This is a genomic window from Aestuariivita sp., from assembly GCF_049276915.1.
GTDB lineage: Bacteria > Pseudomonadota > Alphaproteobacteria > Rhodobacterales > Rhodobacteraceae > Aestuariivita.
The window spans coordinates 1-16,132 of sequence record NZ_JBASXK010000134.1 but is presented as its reverse complement, the minus strand read 5'-3'; the positions used below and the strand labels follow the sequence as shown (position 1 = coordinate 16,132).

At 60.0% G+C, this 16,132-nt stretch carries 16 protein-coding genes and 1 tRNA gene; 6 read left to right on the top strand and 11 right to left on the bottom strand.

Annotated elements, in window-relative coordinates; genetic code table 11:
* Positions 1-4 precede the first annotated feature (4 nt).
* Together dgcA and dgcN are read right to left on the bottom strand one after the other, a co-directional pair.
* Positions 5-970, bottom strand: a complete 966-nt coding sequence (gene dgcA, locus WAO69_RS14390; RefSeq protein WP_422180323.1) for an N-acetyl-D-Glu racemase DgcA — start codon at positions 968-970, stop codon at positions 5-7.
* 61 nt (positions 971-1,031) lie between these two features.
* Positions 1,032-2,036, bottom strand: a complete 1,005-nt coding sequence (gene dgcN, locus WAO69_RS14385; RefSeq protein WP_422180321.1) for an N-acetyltransferase DgcN — start codon at positions 2,034-2,036, stop codon at positions 1,032-1,034.
* A 279-nt stretch (positions 2,037-2,315) separates the two neighbouring features.
* Here dgcN and WAO69_RS14380 point away from each other — a divergent pair, with 279 nt between their 5' ends.
* Positions 2,316-3,275: an L-malyl-CoA/beta-methylmalyl-CoA lyase gene (locus tag WAO69_RS14380; protein ID WP_422180319.1), complete on the top strand. Its 960-nt coding sequence runs from the start codon at positions 2,316-2,318 to the stop codon at positions 3,273-3,275.
* A gap of 78 nt (positions 3,276-3,353) precedes the next feature.
* On the opposite strand, the gene WAO69_RS14375 is transcribed toward WAO69_RS14380, so the two are convergent.
* Positions 3,354-3,806, bottom strand: coding sequence for an Lrp/AsnC family transcriptional regulator (locus WAO69_RS14375; protein ID WP_422180317.1), 453 nt, complete (start codon positions 3,804-3,806; stop codon positions 3,354-3,356).
* Positions 3,807-3,879: 73 nt separating this feature from the next.
* Here WAO69_RS14375 and WAO69_RS14370 point away from each other — a divergent pair, with 73 nt between their 5' ends.
* Both WAO69_RS14370 and WAO69_RS14365 read left to right on the top strand, forming a co-directional pair.
* The gene (locus WAO69_RS14370; protein ID WP_422180315.1) at positions 3,880-4,473 is read left to right on the top strand and encodes a LysE family translocator; all 594 of its coding nucleotides are present in this window, start codon (positions 3,880-3,882) and stop codon (positions 4,471-4,473) included.
* A gap of 66 nt (positions 4,474-4,539) precedes the next feature.
* Positions 4,540-5,502 carry an acetyl-CoA carboxylase carboxyltransferase subunit alpha gene (locus WAO69_RS14365; RefSeq protein ID WP_422180313.1) on the top strand — a complete coding sequence of 321 codons (963 nt, stop codon included), beginning with the start codon at positions 4,540-4,542 and terminating at the stop codon, positions 5,500-5,502.
* 10 nt (positions 5,503-5,512) lie between these two features.
* Here WAO69_RS14365 and WAO69_RS14360 read toward each other — a convergent pair whose 3' ends face one another.
* The 5 genes from WAO69_RS14360 to WAO69_RS14340 all read right to left on the bottom strand — a co-directional run bounded on the left by WAO69_RS14360 (position 5,513) and on the right by WAO69_RS14340 (position 9,587).
* The gene (locus WAO69_RS14360; protein ID WP_422180311.1) at positions 5,513-6,313 is read right to left on the bottom strand and encodes an ABC transporter permease; all 801 of its coding nucleotides are present in this window, start codon (positions 6,311-6,313) and stop codon (positions 5,513-5,515) included.
* Positions 6,306-7,073, bottom strand: coding sequence for an ABC transporter ATP-binding protein (locus tag WAO69_RS14355; RefSeq protein WP_422180309.1), 768 nt, complete (start codon positions 7,071-7,073; stop codon positions 6,306-6,308). The genes WAO69_RS14360 and WAO69_RS14355 overlap by 8 nt, the downstream gene beginning before the upstream one ends.
* Positions 7,074-7,112: 39 nt before the next feature.
* Positions 7,113-8,129 (bottom strand): ABC transporter substrate-binding protein, encoded by a 1,017-nt coding sequence (locus WAO69_RS14350; RefSeq protein ID WP_422180307.1) that lies wholly within the window; start codon positions 8,127-8,129, stop codon positions 7,113-7,115.
* A gap of 84 nt (positions 8,130-8,213) precedes the next feature.
* Positions 8,214-8,861, bottom strand: coding sequence for a GntR family transcriptional regulator (locus WAO69_RS14345; RefSeq protein WP_422180305.1), 648 nt, complete (start codon positions 8,859-8,861; stop codon positions 8,214-8,216).
* A gap of 33 nt (positions 8,862-8,894) precedes the next feature.
* Positions 8,895-9,587: a M48 family metallopeptidase gene (locus WAO69_RS14340; protein ID WP_422180303.1), complete on the bottom strand. Its 693-nt coding sequence runs from the start codon at positions 9,585-9,587 to the stop codon at positions 8,895-8,897.
* 113 nt (positions 9,588-9,700) lie between these two features.
* On the opposite strand from WAO69_RS14340, the gene WAO69_RS14335 reads away from it, so the two are divergent.
* Together WAO69_RS14335 and WAO69_RS14330 are read left to right on the top strand one after the other, a co-directional pair.
* Positions 9,701-10,024, top strand: coding sequence for a TIGR02300 family protein (locus WAO69_RS14335; protein WP_422180301.1), 324 nt, complete (start codon positions 9,701-9,703; stop codon positions 10,022-10,024).
* Positions 10,025-10,117: 93 nt separating this feature from the next.
* Positions 10,118-10,193: transfer RNA gene (locus tag WAO69_RS14330), tRNA-Ala, on the top strand.
* Positions 10,194-11,063: 870 nt separating this feature from the next.
* Here the strand turns inward: WAO69_RS14330 and WAO69_RS14325 are convergent.
* From WAO69_RS14325 to WAO69_RS14315, 3 genes are all read right to left on the bottom strand, one after another.
* Complete coding sequence (locus tag WAO69_RS14325) at positions 11,064-12,329, bottom strand: ABC transporter permease (protein ID WP_422180299.1); 1,266 nt, start codon at positions 12,327-12,329, stop codon at positions 11,064-11,066.
* Positions 12,326-13,132 carry a taurine ABC transporter ATP-binding protein gene (locus tag WAO69_RS14320; protein ID WP_422180297.1) on the bottom strand — a complete coding sequence of 269 codons (807 nt, stop codon included), beginning with the start codon at positions 13,130-13,132 and terminating at the stop codon, positions 12,326-12,328. Before WAO69_RS14320 ends, WAO69_RS14325 begins: the two co-directional genes overlap by 4 nt.
* Positions 13,133-13,261: 129 nt before the next feature.
* Positions 13,262-14,272, bottom strand: a complete 1,011-nt coding sequence (locus WAO69_RS14315; protein WP_422180295.1) for an ABC transporter substrate-binding protein — start codon at positions 14,270-14,272, stop codon at positions 13,262-13,264.
* Positions 14,273-14,673: 401 nt separating this feature from the next.
* On the opposite strand from WAO69_RS14315, the gene WAO69_RS14310 reads away from it, so the two are divergent.
* On the top strand, positions 14,674-16,065 hold the full coding sequence (locus WAO69_RS14310) for an aspartate aminotransferase family protein (protein WP_422180293.1): 1,392 nt from the start codon (positions 14,674-14,676) through the stop codon (positions 16,063-16,065).
* Positions 16,066-16,132: the final 67 nt, after the last annotated feature.

The window sequence follows — 16,132 nt, the reverse complement described above, 5'->3', positions numbered from 1 at the left end:
TCTCCTATCCCCAAAGTGCCGCCTCAGGCGGATGAACACCCGCCGCGTCGAAAATCAGCGGCTGATCCCGGTCTTCGACCAACAACAACGGCCCGTCAAGATCAACAACCGCCACACCCTGCGCAACCAGTGTCGCCGGAGCCATCGCCAGAGACGAACCGACCATGCAGCCCACCATGATACCATAGCCTGCTGCCTCGGCCGCCTGGCGCAGGGCCAGCGCCTCGGTCAGACCTCCGGTCTTGTCCAGCTTGATATTGACAAGGTCATACTTGCCCTTCAGGTCCGCCAAAGACGCGCGATCGTGGCAACTCTCGTCTGCGCAAACCGGCAAGGGTCGGGCAATCTCGCCCAGCATGTCATCCTGCCCCGCAGGCAAGGGCTGTTCGACCATCAGAACGCCCAGGCGCACCAGATGCGGAGCCAGATCGGCATAGACATCCGCGCTCCAGCCCTCATTAGCGTCCACGATGATCCTGGCATCCGGTGCCCCCCGGCGCACCGCCTCCAGACGTCCCATGTCATCGGCCGTGCCAAGCTTGATCTTCAACAGCGGGCGATCGGCATTCAGCTCTGCCTGCGCCTGCATCTTCTCAGGGGTGTCCAGCGAGAGAGTATAGGCCGTGATCTGTGGTGCCGGCTCAGCCAGACCCGCCAGTTCCCAGACCCGCTTGCCGGCCTGCTTGGCCTCCAGATCCCACAGGGCGCAATCCAGCGCATTGCGTGCCGCACTGGCAGGCAAGGCCTGCGTCAGATCCATACGGCTTACCCCTTGCGGCAAGCCGGTGATCTGCGCCTCGACACTGTCAAGTGTCTCACCATAGCGCGCATAGGGCACGCATTCGCCCCAGCCCACGGCACCATCCCGCTCCACGCGCACGGTGAGAACCTGCGCCTCGGTGCGAGACCCGCGCGCAATGGTGAAGACCTGCGCCAGTTGAAACACATCCCGCGTCACGCTGATGGTCATGCCCGCTCCTTCATCTTGCCCAAAATATCCTCCCCGAAGGGACGGCCCGCCACGGGGCCGCTCAGGTCATCGCGTGCAAGGCATCCGCCAGTTTCTCGGCTCCATGACGGAACGGATCCACCGCCGGCAATCCAAGCCGCGTCTCGACCTCGGCCAGGTAGGCATCCGCCTCGGCGTCGCTCATATGCTGCGTGTTTATCGAAATTGCGATCACCTGACAGGCTGGATTGGCAATCCGCGCCAGGGGCAGCGCCATGTCGCGCACCTGTTCAAGACTGGGCAGGGTATAGTCCGGCAAACCGCGCATGGTCTTGCGCGTCGGCTCGTGGCACAGGATCAGCGCGTCAGGCTGGCCGCCATGAATAAGCGCCATGGTCACACCCGAGTAAGACACATGATAAAGGCTGCCCTGTCCCTCGATGATATCCCAGTGGTCGGCATCATTATCCGGCGTCAGGTATTCCACCGCACCGGCCATGAAATCCGCGATCACCGCATCCAGCGGCACGCCATGCCCCGTGATCAGGATTCCGGTCTGCCCGGTCGCACGAAAGGTCGACTTCATGCCTTTGCGGCGCATCGCTTCATCCAGCGCAAGCGCGGTATACATCTTGCCGACCGAGCAATCCGTACCCACGGCAAGCACACGTTTGCCGCTGCGTTTCTTGCCATTGGCAATCGGATAGGCGTCCGTGGGCACGCGCACATCATGCAGCGTGCCACCGTGCATCTGGGCGCAAGAGGACAGATCCCTCTCATCGCGCAGCAGGTTGTGCAGGCCCGAGGCCAGATCATACCCCATCTCGAGCGCTTCGATCAAAACGTCTTTCCACGCCTGGGAAATCATGCCCCCACGGTTTGCCACGCCGATCACAAGGGTCTTGGCCCCCGCGTCGCGCGCCTCGGCCAGCGTCATGTCGGTCAACCCCACATCCGCGCCGCATCCCGTCATGCGATACTGACCTATAGCATTCTCGGGACGCCAATCCTTGATACCTTGTGCGACCTTCGCGGCCAGTTGATCCGGCGCATCGCCCAGAAACAAAAGATAGGGTGTTTCGATCATGGTAAATCTCCGCTGTTTGCGCTCGACAATACCTCAAACAGGGCTAATCCGGTCGCGTTTTGAGCGTGCTCACGGCAAAGCGCTGCAACATTCTTCCATGAATTGCAAAATTTGCCGAAGAATCTTGCAGGAGATTCCAAAGGCCATCGAATCCGGCGCGTCTGGTCGCGCTGCAGTGCCGCAACCATGCTGCGCACGCAGAATCGACCTTGCGCCGTTCGGCGCAATTAAATACCAGCGATCCCCATAACATCCGCAACACAAGGTCTCGGACCCCTCATGAGCTTTCGCATCCAGCCAACACCGGTCGCCCGCCTCAATCGCTGCCAGCTTTTCGGCCCGGGCTCACGGCCTGCGATCTTCGAGAAAATGGCAGGTTCGGCCGCGGATGTCGTCAATATCGACCTCGAAGATTCGGTGGCACCGTCTGACAAGGACCGGGCGCGAAAGAACGTGATCGAGGCCATCGGCGATGTGGATTGGGGCAGCAAGACACTCAGCGTGCGGATCAACGGCCTGGATACACCCTATTGGTATCGCGATGTTGTGGACCTGCTGGAACAGGCGTCCGAGCGGCTTGACCAGATCATGATCCCAAAGGTCGGCTGCGCTGCGGATCTCTATGCGGTGGATGCGCTGGTGAGCGCCGTCGAGGCGGCCAGGGGACGCAAAAAGCGGATCGCCTTCGAGGTGATCATCGAATCCGCCGCCGGCATCTCGCATGTCGAGGAGATCGCCGCCGCCACCCCGCGCCTGCAGGCCATGAGCCTGGGAGCGGCTGACTTTGCCGCCTCGATGGGCATGAACACAACCGGGATCGGTGGCACGCAGGAAGGCTATTACATGCTCCATGAGGGCCAAAAACACTGGTCCGATCCCTGGCACTGGGCGCAGACGGCGATCGTCGCAGCCTGCCGCACCCATGGTGTATTGCCGGTCGACGGACCATTTGGCGACTTCTCGGACGAAGAAGGTTTCCGCGCACAGGCCCGCCGGTCGGCAACGCTGGGTATGGTCGGCAAATGGGCAATCCACCCCAAGCAGGTGGCCCTGTCCAACGAGATCTTCACCCCGACAGAAGCCGCGGTCACCGAAGCGCGCGAGATCCTTGCCGCGATGGAAGCGGCCAAGGCAAATGGTGAAGGGGCCACCGTGTACAAGGGCCGTCTGGTCGATATCGCTTCGATCAAACAGGCCGAAGTCATCGTGCGCCAAACCGAGATGATCGCAAAAGGCTGACCGGCACCGCTGCGCAAGACGGCTCGGACAGACGGGACAGGTGTCTGTGAAGGCTCGGTTATTCCTGTGCGCGCGCTCTTATCTGCGAGTGTCCTTGGGTGAGCCCATGACCACATAGGACGTGATCGCATTCACATGCTGCACCGTGCCCAGAACATCGGTGTGAAACGTCTTGTAGGCCGCCAGATCGGCGCATTCGACGCGCAGCAGATACTCGATCGTTCCAGTGATGTTGTGACATTCCACAACCTCCGGCGCGCGCGCCATCGCGCGTTCAAACTTCAGCTGCGCCTGTTTTGAGTGCTCGTTCAGACCGACACCGACATAGGCGGCAAAGCCAACACCCCGCGCCGCCGGATTGACCACCGCGCGATATCCCAGGATCACGCCCGAACGTTCCAGGTCCTGCACCCGGCGCAGACAGGCCGAGGGCGACAGGCCAACGCGTTCAGCAAGCTCAAGGTTGCTGATCCGCCCATCGCGCGACAGCTCTTGCAATATTTGTTCGTTTATTCTGTCTGTTTTCGCCATTAATTGCAAAAATAGTCAAGTATCGCCGCAAAACGCAAGCACATGGCGATAAAGACACGTCAAACTGTTCATCATGACATATGAGATTCTGATTGCCCTGGCGGTCTTCGCCTTTGTCTCGTCCATCACGCCGGGGCCCAACAATCTGATGCTGATGGCGTCGGGTGCCAATTTCGGGTTTCGGCGCACTATCCCGCATATGTTGGGAGTGGGCTTTGGCTTTGTCTTCATGATCCTGCTGGTGGGCGCAGGGCTGATCCAGATCTTTGACGCCTATCCGATCAGCTACAGTATTCTGAAAACCTGCAGTGTCGCCTATCTGCTGTATCTGGCATGGAAAATCGCCAATGCGGTGCCCGCCCGAACCGGCGCGTCCACCGGCACGCCGATGACGTTCCTGCAGGCGGCGGCCTTTCAATGGGTCAACCCCAAGGCCTGGACGATGGCCCTGACCGCGATCAGCGCCTACACCCCCGAGCGCAGCCTCTATGCGATCCTGATCGTCGGGCTGATCTTTGGGCTTATCAACCTTCCCTCGGTCGGTTCATGGACGCTTTTGGGTCAGCAGATGGCACGGTTGTTGCAAAGCCCGGCGCGCCTCAGGGCGTTCAACTGGATCATGGCGGGGCTTCTGGTGGCCTCTCTCTATCCGGTGATCTGGCCCTGAATGCGCCCGGCATTGCATCTGCGCGCCCCTCCGGCCATATAGACGCACAGGCAAGGGACGAGTGATATGACCCAATATCTCGATTTTGAAAAACCGCTGGCCGAGATCGAAGGCAAGGCAGAAGAACTGCGCGCGCTTGCCCGTCAAAACGCCGAGATGGATATCGATGACGAAGCCAAGGCACTGGATGCCAAGGCCGCCAAGATTCTGCAGGATCTGTACAAAGACCTCACGCCCTGGCGCAAATGCCAGGTGGCGCGTCACGCCGAACGCCCCCATTGCCAGGACTATATCAAGGTGTTGTTTCAGGAATACACACCGCTGGCGGGCGATCGCAACTTTGCCGATGATCACGCGGTCATGGGAGGCCTTGCCCGGTTTGAAGACCGTCCCGTCATGGTGATCGGTCATGAAAAGGGCACCGACACCAAAAGCCGGATCGAGCGCAACTTTGGCATGGCGCGCCCCGAAGGATACCGCAAGGCCGTCCGCCTGATGGAGATGGCCCACAAGTTCGGCCTGCCCGTGATTACTCTGGTCGACACACCGGGTGCATATCCCGGAAAAGGTGCCGAGGAACGCGGTCAGTCCGAAGCGATTGCCCGTGCGACCGAGACCTGCCTGCAGATCGGCGTTCCGCTGGTATCCGTCATCACCGGCGAAGGCGGCTCAGGCGGTGCGGTGGCCTTTGCAACGGCCAACCGGGTCGCGATGCTTGAGCATTCGGTCTATTCCGTGATCAGCCCGGAGGGCTGTGCGTCGATCCTTTGGAAAGACGCCGAGAAGATGCGCGAAGCCGCCGAAGCGTTGCGGCTGACGGCGCAGGACCTCAAGAAACTGGGTGTGATCGACCGGATCATCCAGGAACCTCTGGGTGGGGCGCACCGTGCCAAACCGCAAACCATCGAGGCTGTCGGCAAGGCGATTTCCGCAATGCTGGATGAGCTGAAAGGCAAAGACGCCAAGGCGCTGGTTGCAGATCGGCGCCGCAAGTTCCTGGATATCGGATCAAAGGGCCTCGCCGCCTGATCGAAACCTCTCAGGAGCGCCAGCGCAGCAGACGTTTCTCGGCGCGCCCGATCAGCCAGCTTGTCAGCACGCCCATCACCGACAGAATGACCACGCCGGCAAACAGCCGTTCCAGATCGTAAAGCGATCCGGCCTGCAGGATATAGGCACCCACGCCAAACTCCGCGCCCAGCATTTCGGCGGCCACCAGCAGGATGATCCCGATGGCCACGCTGACGCGCAGGCCAGACAGGATTCCGGGCAAAGCGCCCGGCAACACGATCTTGCGCACGATGGACATCCAGCTCAGGCCAAAGCTTTGGCCCATCCGGATCAACGTACGATCCACGTTATCAACCGCGCCATATGTGGCCACCACCGTCGGGGTGAATGTGCCCAAAGCGATCAGCGCGTATTTCGAGGCCTCATCAATGCCGAACCAGATCACGAACAAAGGCAGAAGCGCGATCTTTGGGATCGGAAAGATCGCCGCGACCAAGGGGATCAACCCGGCGCGCACATAGCTGAACAGGCCGATGACCACCCCGACCAGAATACCGGCGGTAATCCCCATCAGCCCGCCCACGATCAGGCGCGTCACCGAGGGGACCAGATGCTGTAACAGCATCCCGCTGTTCCAGAGTTCGACGAAGGTCTGCGCCACATCCGAGGGGCGCGGCAGCGTCAGGTTGGAAATCCAGCCCGCCCGCGTGCCCCATTCGATGACGGCAATCAGCACCACGAAGACCAGAAGGCCCATACCGCGCCGTGCCGTGGGGCGGAACCCGCCGCCGCGAAAGGGAACGGGACGTTGTTGGCTGGCGTCAGACATCTGCCAGCTCCTGATCTGCCGCAAGGGCCTCGTCGCGCATCATGTTCCAGAGCCGGGATTGCATCTGTTCCAGTTCAGCCATGCCGGGGCGGCGGTCGGTCAGATCCATGGGCACCTCGATCACTTCGCGCACCCGACCGGGGCGCCGCGACAGCACGGCAATGCGATGGCCCAGCCGCACCGCTTCGGCAAGATTATGGGTGACATAGACTCCGGTGAAAGGCTGGCGCGACCAGAGACCGATAAGATCGTCCATCAACAGCTCACGCGTCTGTGCATCCAGCGCGGAAAGGGGTTCATCCAGAAGCATCACGGCGGGGTTGACCGCAAGTGCGCGCGCAATGGCAACGCGCTGCTTCATGCCACCCGACAGCTGGCGCGGCAAAGCCGCCTTGAAATCCGACAGCTTCGTGCGCGCCAGAACGTCGTCGATAATGGCGTCCGATGCATGTCGCTCAAGGCCATGATCCTCAAGCACAAGCGAGACATTGCCCTGCACGCTGCGCCAAGGCAGCAAGGCGAAATCCTGAAACACATAGGTCAGCGGGTTGAGACATCCCGCAGGCGGAGCGCCCAGTTGCAGGACCTGTCCCGCAGTTGGTTTCTCCAGACCGCCCAGCAGGCGCAACAGCGTGGATTTCCCACAGCCCGAAGGGCCGATGATGCACAGGATCTCGCCCGCCGGAATATCCAGCGACACATCTTCCAGCACCGTCATGTCGCCATAGCGGTGGGTTATATGATCGGCGCGCAAATCCATGGTGACAGCGAAAGGCCGGGCCTGAGCCCGGCCTGTTGCTTAGCTCATCGTCTCGACATAGGACGTATCGACAACCGTCTCTGTCGTGATCGTCTCTTTCACCAGACCTTCGGATTTGAACCAGTCCAACTGGTCATTGACCGAAGCCATGTTCAGCGAAGCATTTGCATTGATGCGCATCGCACCGTTGCGGATGGATGGGGCGGCCTTGTCGAACGGGCGATCCGTATAGACATATTTGTGGATCAGCTTGACCATCTCTTCATCCGCTTCTGCACCGGCGGTTTTGTCCACCAAGGCTGCGTTGAAATCTGCGGCACCTTTCGAGAACGCACGCAGGAAGCTTTCCGTCTTGGCCCGCTCGTTCGCGGCATTCTCGGCCGAGGTGAACACGGTCGTGACCTGATAGCCCGGCAGATAGTCAGAGACATTGCCGATGATCTTCATGGCACCTGACGCCGCCATGGGCTTGGCGATGTGAGGCACGATGGTCCAGGCATCGACCTGCCCCGACTTCATCGCGCCGATGATCGCTCCGACCTTCTGAAGCGGCTTGAAGCTGACCGTTGCGCCTTCGGCGCTGCTGATCTTGGACCCCATATAGTGGAAAGATGATCCCGGCTGGGTCACCGCAAAGCTTTTGCCATCCAGCATGGAGGGGCTGGTTAAACCGGCGTCATAGGCCGCGTTTGACGCCATGACCTTCTGGCCATCAATGCCTTGCTCTTCGATCAGAGCGCCGCCGATCACTTTGGCGGCACCCTTTTCGGCCAGGCTGATCAGCCCGCCCGAGATCGCGGTGACGGCGTAATCCGCATCCCCCGAGGCGATCGCAACCGCCATCGGTTGTGCGGCTTCGAAAAAGCGGAATTCGACGTCGAGGCCTTCTTCGGCGAAATAGCCCCGCTCAAGCGCGACAAAGCTTGCCGCGTGGCTGGTAAAGCGCAATGCGCCCACGGTCATTTTTGTGTTCGCGAACGCAGGCGCGCCCAGCATCGGCAGTGTGGCGGCACCGCCAAGCAGACCCAGCGCACCGCGCCTTGTGAAATCAGACATAGATATTCCTCCCGTTTATGACACCCACGATAGGGGCGGGAGGGTCAGGGGTGCAATACACAATGCATGTTGAAACCTGCCGGGTCAGGTCGTCAGCAAGCGCAGACCTTGCGTGACGTCCGAACGCACGGCAAGCCGCAGCCCAGGCTCATCCCCGGCCTTGAGCGCGGCGATGATCATGCGGTGAAACTGCGGCGGTTCGGTGCGGCGCAACCGGCCATAGAGCGCGCGCATTGTCGGGCCCAGCTGCAGCCAGACGGTCTCGGCCATGGCCAGCATCGCCGGGGCCTGTGCGCGCAGGTACAGCGTGCGGTGAAACTCGAGATTCGTTCGGATATAGGTGACTGCGTCGCGCTGCGCGACGGCCTCGGCTGTCACGGCGTTGATGCTCTGGAGCCGTTCGATCAGCGCGATATGCGCACGCGGCAGGGCGCGACTGGCCAATTCAACTTCGATCAGGGCTCGCAGGGCGGCCAGTTCCTCGATTCGCTCGCTGGACAGCTCTGGCGTGGACACACGACCCGAACTCGACAGAAACAGCGCCCCTTCTGCCGCCAGGCGACGCAGCGCTTCACGCGCCGGGGTCATCGAGACATCGAACTCCTTGCCGATTCCGCGCAATGTGAGCGCCTGGCCTGGAGCCATCTCTCCGTGCATGATACGCGTGCGCAACGCGCGATAGACCCGGTCATGAGCGGAGCTGGTGTCAGCAGGGCGGGGATTTATCAGCATGGAACCAGTTTGTGATCACATATGCAGGCCCGGTCAAGCGGTGAACTGAAACCTGTGCAGATCGCCGCCCTGCTCGTGCAGCCAGCGGCGCTGGATATCGAAAGGGCCATGTATGCGCAGCAGCCCATCCCAATAGGCCCGCGAGTGGTTCATCTGGGCCAGATGGGCCACCTCGTGGGCCGCCACGTAACGAAGCACCTCTGGCGGTGCCATGACCAGCCGCCAGGAATACATCAGCGTGCCGCGCGATGAGCATGATCCCCAGCGTGATCGCGTGTCACGCAGGCTGATCCGCTGAAAGCTTTTGCCCAGACGCGCAGCATAGTCATCCGAAGCCGCTGCCAATCGGTCACGTGCCAGCGTTTTCAGATAGCTTTCGAGCCGCTTGCCTACCGTCTCAGGCGATCCCGGTACCGCGATCTCGAAAGGGGCCAGCTCGATGCGCCGGCCCTGCGTCTGCACGACGCGGCGCAGCTGGCCTTCGATCGGCAGCTCGGTTTCAATCCCGACGCGCACGCTCAGCGGCACATCCGTCACGTGACCGCGCAACCAGTCCGCGCGCTCATGGGCGAAATCCAAGGCCTCTCCCGCAGGTACGCTTGCGGGATGGGTCAAGGTCACCTTCCCATCCAGCCGGGAAACCCTCAGACTTATCCGGCGCGCACGGGCGGATCGGCGCAAATGCACGCGCACAGGGGGATCGCCCTGAATGACATACTCGCTCACCCACGCCTCCTGAACCGATCTGCCCGATGCCAAAGCCTTTGACACTGACCATGTCATATGGCACGTGACCTGAATCGTCGATACGACACAGCAGTTTTTGAAGGGGACGTCATATGCCCAAAGATGAATGGGGCGTAAAACGCCTTTGCCCGGTTACGGGTAAACGGTTTTACGACATGAACAAAAGTCCGATCATCAGCCCCTATACGGGTGAGGTGGTCGAAATCGATCTGAACAAGACTCGCATGATCGCTGCAGACGCAGCTGATGCAGCATCTGCAAAGGCAAATGCCGCAGATACCGAGGATGACGCAATCCTCGACGATGATGACACAGTCGATGTGGATCTGGACGATGATCTGCTTGAAGACGACGACGACGATGATGAAGTCTCGCTGGACGAAATCGCCGACGTCGCCGCAGACGACGACGAATAAAAACACGACTCACCGGGCGGGATTTTCTGCTTGATCCCGCCCGGTGTTGCGCCTATTGAGCGGCGCACGATGTGATCTGACGACCACGTCTTCGGGGCCTTAGCTCAGCTGGGAGAGCGCCTGCATGGCATGCAGGAGGTCAGCGGTTCGATCCCGCTAGGCTCCACCAAACCTCGCACCGATTCGAATAGCGCATTGGTGGATCCGCTCGATCATGCAGGCGGGTGCCCTCAAACAGCGATTCGCTGACTGCTTCGCCCCGAAACCGCGGCATTCCCTTGTTCGGCCCGGTTTTCGGCCTGGAACCGCGTGTCCTTGTGCAAGCTATTAGCAGAGCTGCGAAATCGACATTGATCCACCGATTTTCCACAAGGATATCAACATCTTATCCACAAGAAAAATTTGCCTAAGGTGCTATTTTTCTTGCTGAAATCCTACGGGCTTGTCACAGTTTTCATATCGCAGCGGTTCTCACGAACCACGGCGGTGGAGCAAAGCACAGCGCGCTTAACGGGCAGGTCCGGCCTTAGGGTCAGACAGGTCAGCGTAAGAAAGCGAAGCTTTACGTCCAGCAGCGGCCTCACGATGCCAATGCGGACCAAGGTCTGGTTTTCGGATCGGACATGGATCGTCAAAGGGATCAGGGATACGTGAGATGAGGATACTCTCTTCGGAGGGGGTCGGACTTTGGCGCAGACCGAGGGTGTTGCGGTCGCGGAGACCTTCACAGGTCATCGTGGCTGAGCCGGAGACCCGTCCGCGGGACTCATGGTTCAGGAAGACGTCAGGAGTGTGGCCCGTGTGGCTGCGTATGCGAAGACCGCGTCTGAGCACCTGGCGTCTTTTCTGATTCCCAACAGCCAAACGAAAACGAGGCCCGTCTACCTGTGTAAACGAGCCCCGCCGTCAGTTTGCATTACCGCGTCTATGCACCTGTGCCACCAGATGTAATGCGCCTTTTCCAAAGATCAACAAAATCTCGCGCGCTTATCCATATCGGGTAGGTATTTTCGCAGCGATGACCAAAACTCCAGCGGTATCAGCCTTTGCCTTTCCAGGGCACAAGGATTCGCTCGGCCCAGCGCATCAGCATGTCGATGCCAAATCCGATCACCCCGATGAGGATGATTCCCATCAAAACGATGTCGGTGTTCTGGAACTTGGACGCGACCATGATCATCATGCCCGCGCCTTGTTCAGCGGCAACCAGTTCAGCCGCGACAACTGTGCCCCAGCAGACCCCCATCGCGACTCGCGCCCCGGTGAAGATCTCGGGCAGGGAGTTCGGGATGATAACGTATCGCATGATCTGCCATTTGCTGGCTCCCAGCGAATAGGCCGCATGCACCTTGGATATCTTGACGCCCGACACGCCAGAGCGCGCTGCGATCGCCATGATCCAAAGCGCGGCAAGAAACAGCAGAATGATCTTTCCGGCTTCTCCGATCCCAGCCCAGATGATCACCAGCGGGATCAGCGCCAAAGGCGGCACGGGGCGCATGAATTCCACAATCGGGTCAAACCAGCCGCGGAACCAGTTGCTCAGGCCCATGGCATAACCCAGCGGAATGCCGATCAGAGCCCCAAAGACAAAGCCGACGATCACGCGAAACAGCGAATAGCCCAGATGCTCGGCCAGGGTTGAACCGCGAAACCCTTCACTGGCGATTTCACCAAGACGCTGCATCACGGCCTCGGGTGAAGGCAGCCAGATCGGCTCCATCTGCCAACCCTTCTCGGGCTGAAAATTGGGCGTTCCCTTGTCCGACAGCGAGACAATCCCGTCTGCAACCGCCACGCGTTCGCCCGGCGCGATCGCAACACCGTTGATCGCAACGACGACTGCGCCCTCGTCACGTCCAAACTCATCATTGCGATCCACCCGTATCAGGCCAGAACGCCACATTCCGATGGCGGCAACATCATTTTTGGCCCAGCCCTCGCCGGGTTCGATCTCGGGCAGGTCGGGTTCCGCGTCGATGGGATGCACGACAATCGTGACAGTCGCGCTGTCGCGCACACCATTCGCCTCTGCGGTGTATTCAAAGCCTGTGGTGCCCTCGAACGGTCCGGGCGCATGGAGGAAAGACGGCAAGAGCGTCGAGCCGGTGAACATCCCCCAAAGCAGGAAGATGGTTGCGATCGACACAAAGCTTGCCACGCGGTTCGGCACAACCGCGCTTTCATCGCCGAATGTGACCGTCTTGAGAGATGTGTAATCCCGTGTCGAGCGACGGTTGACCACAAGCTTCACGAGGTAATAGGAGGCGACGAAAATCGCGATATAGATCAGAAGTGGGATCATTCCGCAGCCTCCGAGCGGCCCATGATTTCTTCTTCCATATCCCAGATCATACCCAGTATTTCTTCGCGCTTGGCCGCGAACTCGGGCTCTTTCTTGACTTCGCGCAGATCGGCATTCACGCCCATCTCGGCAAAGGGCAGACGGTATTCCTTGTGAATGCGCCCCGGTCGCGGGGCCATGACCAGAAGCCGCTCACCCAGCAACAGCGCCTCTTCCACCGAATGGGTGATCAGGATGATCGTCTTTCCGGTCTCTTTCCAAAGCTTGAGAACAAGGCCCTGCATCTTTTCGCGCGTCAGAGCGTCCAGAGCGCCAAGCGGTTCGTCCATCAGGATCACATCCGGGTCATTTGCCAGACACCGCGCCAGCGCGACGCGTTGCTGCATGCCCCCTGACAGTTCATAGACGGCTTTGTCCTTGAAATCCTGCAAGCCGACGACATCCAGCAAATGGTTCACAATCTCGGCTTTGTCGTTCTTTGGCATGCCCTTCATCGAAGGGCCAAAGCCGACATTCTCGCGCACGTTCATCCATTCAAACAACGCACCTTGCTGAAACACCATGCCGCGTTCGGCATCAGGGCCGGTGACGATATGGCCGTTCATCTCGATCTGTCCCTCGGTCGGAGCCAGAAAGCCCGCAAGAATGTTCAAAAGCGTGGTCTTGCCGCAGCCCGAAGGCCCCAGCACGCTCATGAGCTCGCCTTCCTTGAGGTGCAACGTCACATCCTTGAGCGCCTGAACCGACCCGCCACCGGGCAGATCAAAACGCATGGATATGTTGTTGATGGCCAATCCGGTCATTCTGCCCCCGATCACGATCACCCAAAGCCTGAAGACCCCGGTTCAAAATCCCCGAAAAGCTTGCACGCCGCTTCGCATGGCGAAAAAAACGGCGCGCGCCCCGAAAGGCGCGCGCCCTGCCAATCTGGCTTACATGCCCTTTGCAGCAGCAAGAGGCCCGGTGTTGACCGTCGCCGCATAGCTTTCAAGCGCGCTGCCGATCGAGCCGGATTCGACAAACACTTCGGCCACGCCCTTCATGAACTCCTGCGCGCCGCCGCCCAGCCATTTGGCTGACATCTGCTCATCCACAGACGGGAACACGAAACCGGCCAGCGTTGCAGCTGTCGCCGCTTCGTCCATGCCGGCATCCTTGGCGATCACGGGCAGCATCTTTGCGTGATTGGCTTCATCCGCCCACATCGCATTTGCATCCGCGGTGACCTTGAGGAACTTGGCGACCAGTTCGCTTTCTTCGGCCACGAACCCCGCCGGGGCAGAGGTGACGTCGAAAACCAGAATGCCCAGTTGTTCCTTTTCGGCACCCGTCAGCAGCACGTTGCCGCTTTCCTTCATGCGGCGCAGCGCTCCGCCCCAGCCGCAGGCCATGTCAACGGATGACTGGCTGAGTGCCGCCGCACCTTCGGCAGGTGCCATATCGACGACATCGAGGCTTGCCAGATCGACGCCAAAATGGCTCATCTGCTTGAGAAAGCCGTAATGCGCCGCAGTTCCCAGAGGCACGGCGACTTTCTTGCCGGCCAGTTCATCGGCGCTGTCCTTGTCAATTTCGAGATCGCTGCGCACGACGCAGTTGTCATTGTCCGAGTAGGACACGGCCACATCAATGATCTGAAGATCCTGGCCCGCGCTGGTCGCGACAACGAAGGGCGGCACGCCTTGGCTAACGCTCATCTGCACGTCGCCGCTGGCCATGGCGGCGCTCATCGCGGTGCCGGTGTCAAAGCTCACCCAGTTGATCTTGACGCCCATCTCTTCTTCATAGGTGCCGTTCACTTTGGCAAACTGGAACGGCATGGGCCACTCGAGGAAGTATCCCACGGTGATTTCGCCGCCATGGCCCGCCGCAAGGGCTGCCTGCGCTCCGGTCATCATCGCCAATCCAGCGACCGCGCTCATCAGCTTGGTTTTCACAGTCATATTGTTCTCCTGATTGAGCCACCCGGGACGGTGGCGATGTATTCCAGTCGGTTCGAACCGCCCTTTCAGATGCTCCCGCAAGCTTCCGCCGCGCGGTTTGATCCGCGCCTGCATCAATCCGACTGCAAATCTTTTCGCCAATCAATGTTTTTTCCCGCGCACTCCAGACCCGCAGACCCGGCGAAAACAAACGCGAAACACACGCAAACAGCTTGAAAACAGATGGAAATCGGCACTCTGGCGCAGAGCCTGGCCCCAAATCGCGGCCAGACTGGACTTAAACGGAACGTAGGTCTGGTCCTAACTGTGCGATACAAACCGGCTTCATTTTGAGATGCATCTGACTATGGTCCGTTCGCGGGCACCGTATCTTTGCGCGCATTTCGTCTGGAGGGAACATCATGGACGGCACGTTCAACGAAAACGACATCAGCCACGTGGTCGAGGCTGACAAAGCCCATATCTGGCATCACCTGACTCAGCACAAACCCTATGAGACATCGGACCCCCGCATCATTGTCGAAGGCAAGGGGATGAAAGTCTGGGACCAGAAAGGCAAAGAGCATCTGGATGCTGTCTCGGGTGCCGTCTGGACAGTGAATGTGGGCTATGGTCGCGAAAGCATCGCAAATGCAGTGCGCGACCAGTTGATCAAGCTAAACTATTTTGCCGGTGCCGCCGGATCGATCCCGGGCGCGGTTTTTGCCCGCAAGCTGATCGAGAAAATGCCGGGCATGAGCCGGGTCTATTACTGCAACTCAGGCTCGGAGGCCAATGAGAAGGCCTTCAAGATGATCCGCCAGATCGCGCATGCGAAATATGGCGGCAAGAAGCACAAGATCCTGTACCGCGACCGCGACTATCACGGCACCACGATCGGCTGTCTTTCAGCAGGCGGGCAGGACGAACGCAACGCCCAATACGGCCCCTTCGCACCCGGTTTCGTGCGCGTGCCCCACTGCCTTGAATACCGCAAGCACGAGCAGGACGGCGCGCCCGAGGAGAACTATGGCGTTTGGGCCGCAGATCAGATCGAAGCGGTCATCCTGCGCGAAGGCCCCGACACGGTTGGCGGGCTTTGCCTTGAGCCGGTCACGGCAGGCGGCGGCGTGATCGAGCCGCCCGCGGGCTATTGGGAGCGCGTCCAGGAGATTTGCACCAAGTATGACATCCTGCTGCACATTGACGAGGTCGTCTGCGGTGTCGGTCGCACGGGCACATGGTTCGGCTATCAGAACTATGGCGTGAAGCCGGATATGGTGACGATGGCCAAAGGCGTGGCTTCGGGCTATGCGGCGATTGCCTGTCTTGTGACCACCGAAGAGGTGTTCGACAAATTCAAGGACGCCCCCGAAGACAAGCTGAACTACTTCCGCGATATCTCGACCTTTGGCGGCTGTACCGCCGGACCGGCTGCCGCTATCGAAAACATGCGCATCATCGAAGACGAAGGCCTGCTGCAGAATACCCTCAATATGGGTGAGCGCCTGATGGGAAATCTTCATGCCCTGATGGAAAAGCATGCCGTGATCGGCGATGTGCGCGGCAAGGGTCTGTTTTGTGGGGCCGAACTTGTGGCAGATCGCGCCTCGAAGGATCCCGTGGACGAAAAGCTGGCGCAGGCCGTTGTTGGCGACTGCATGGCACAGGGCGTGATCATCGGTGTCACCAACCGGTCGGTGCCGGGCAAGAACAACACGCTGTGTTTCTCGCCTTCGCTGATCGCGACGCCTGATGATATCGACCATATCACCCACGCCGTGGATGGCGCATTGGGACGTGTCTTCGGCTGAAGCACCCGGTTTTGACAGGATGAAAGGCGCGCCTGTCCAGGGCGCGCCTTTTGCATTCGGTCTGCCG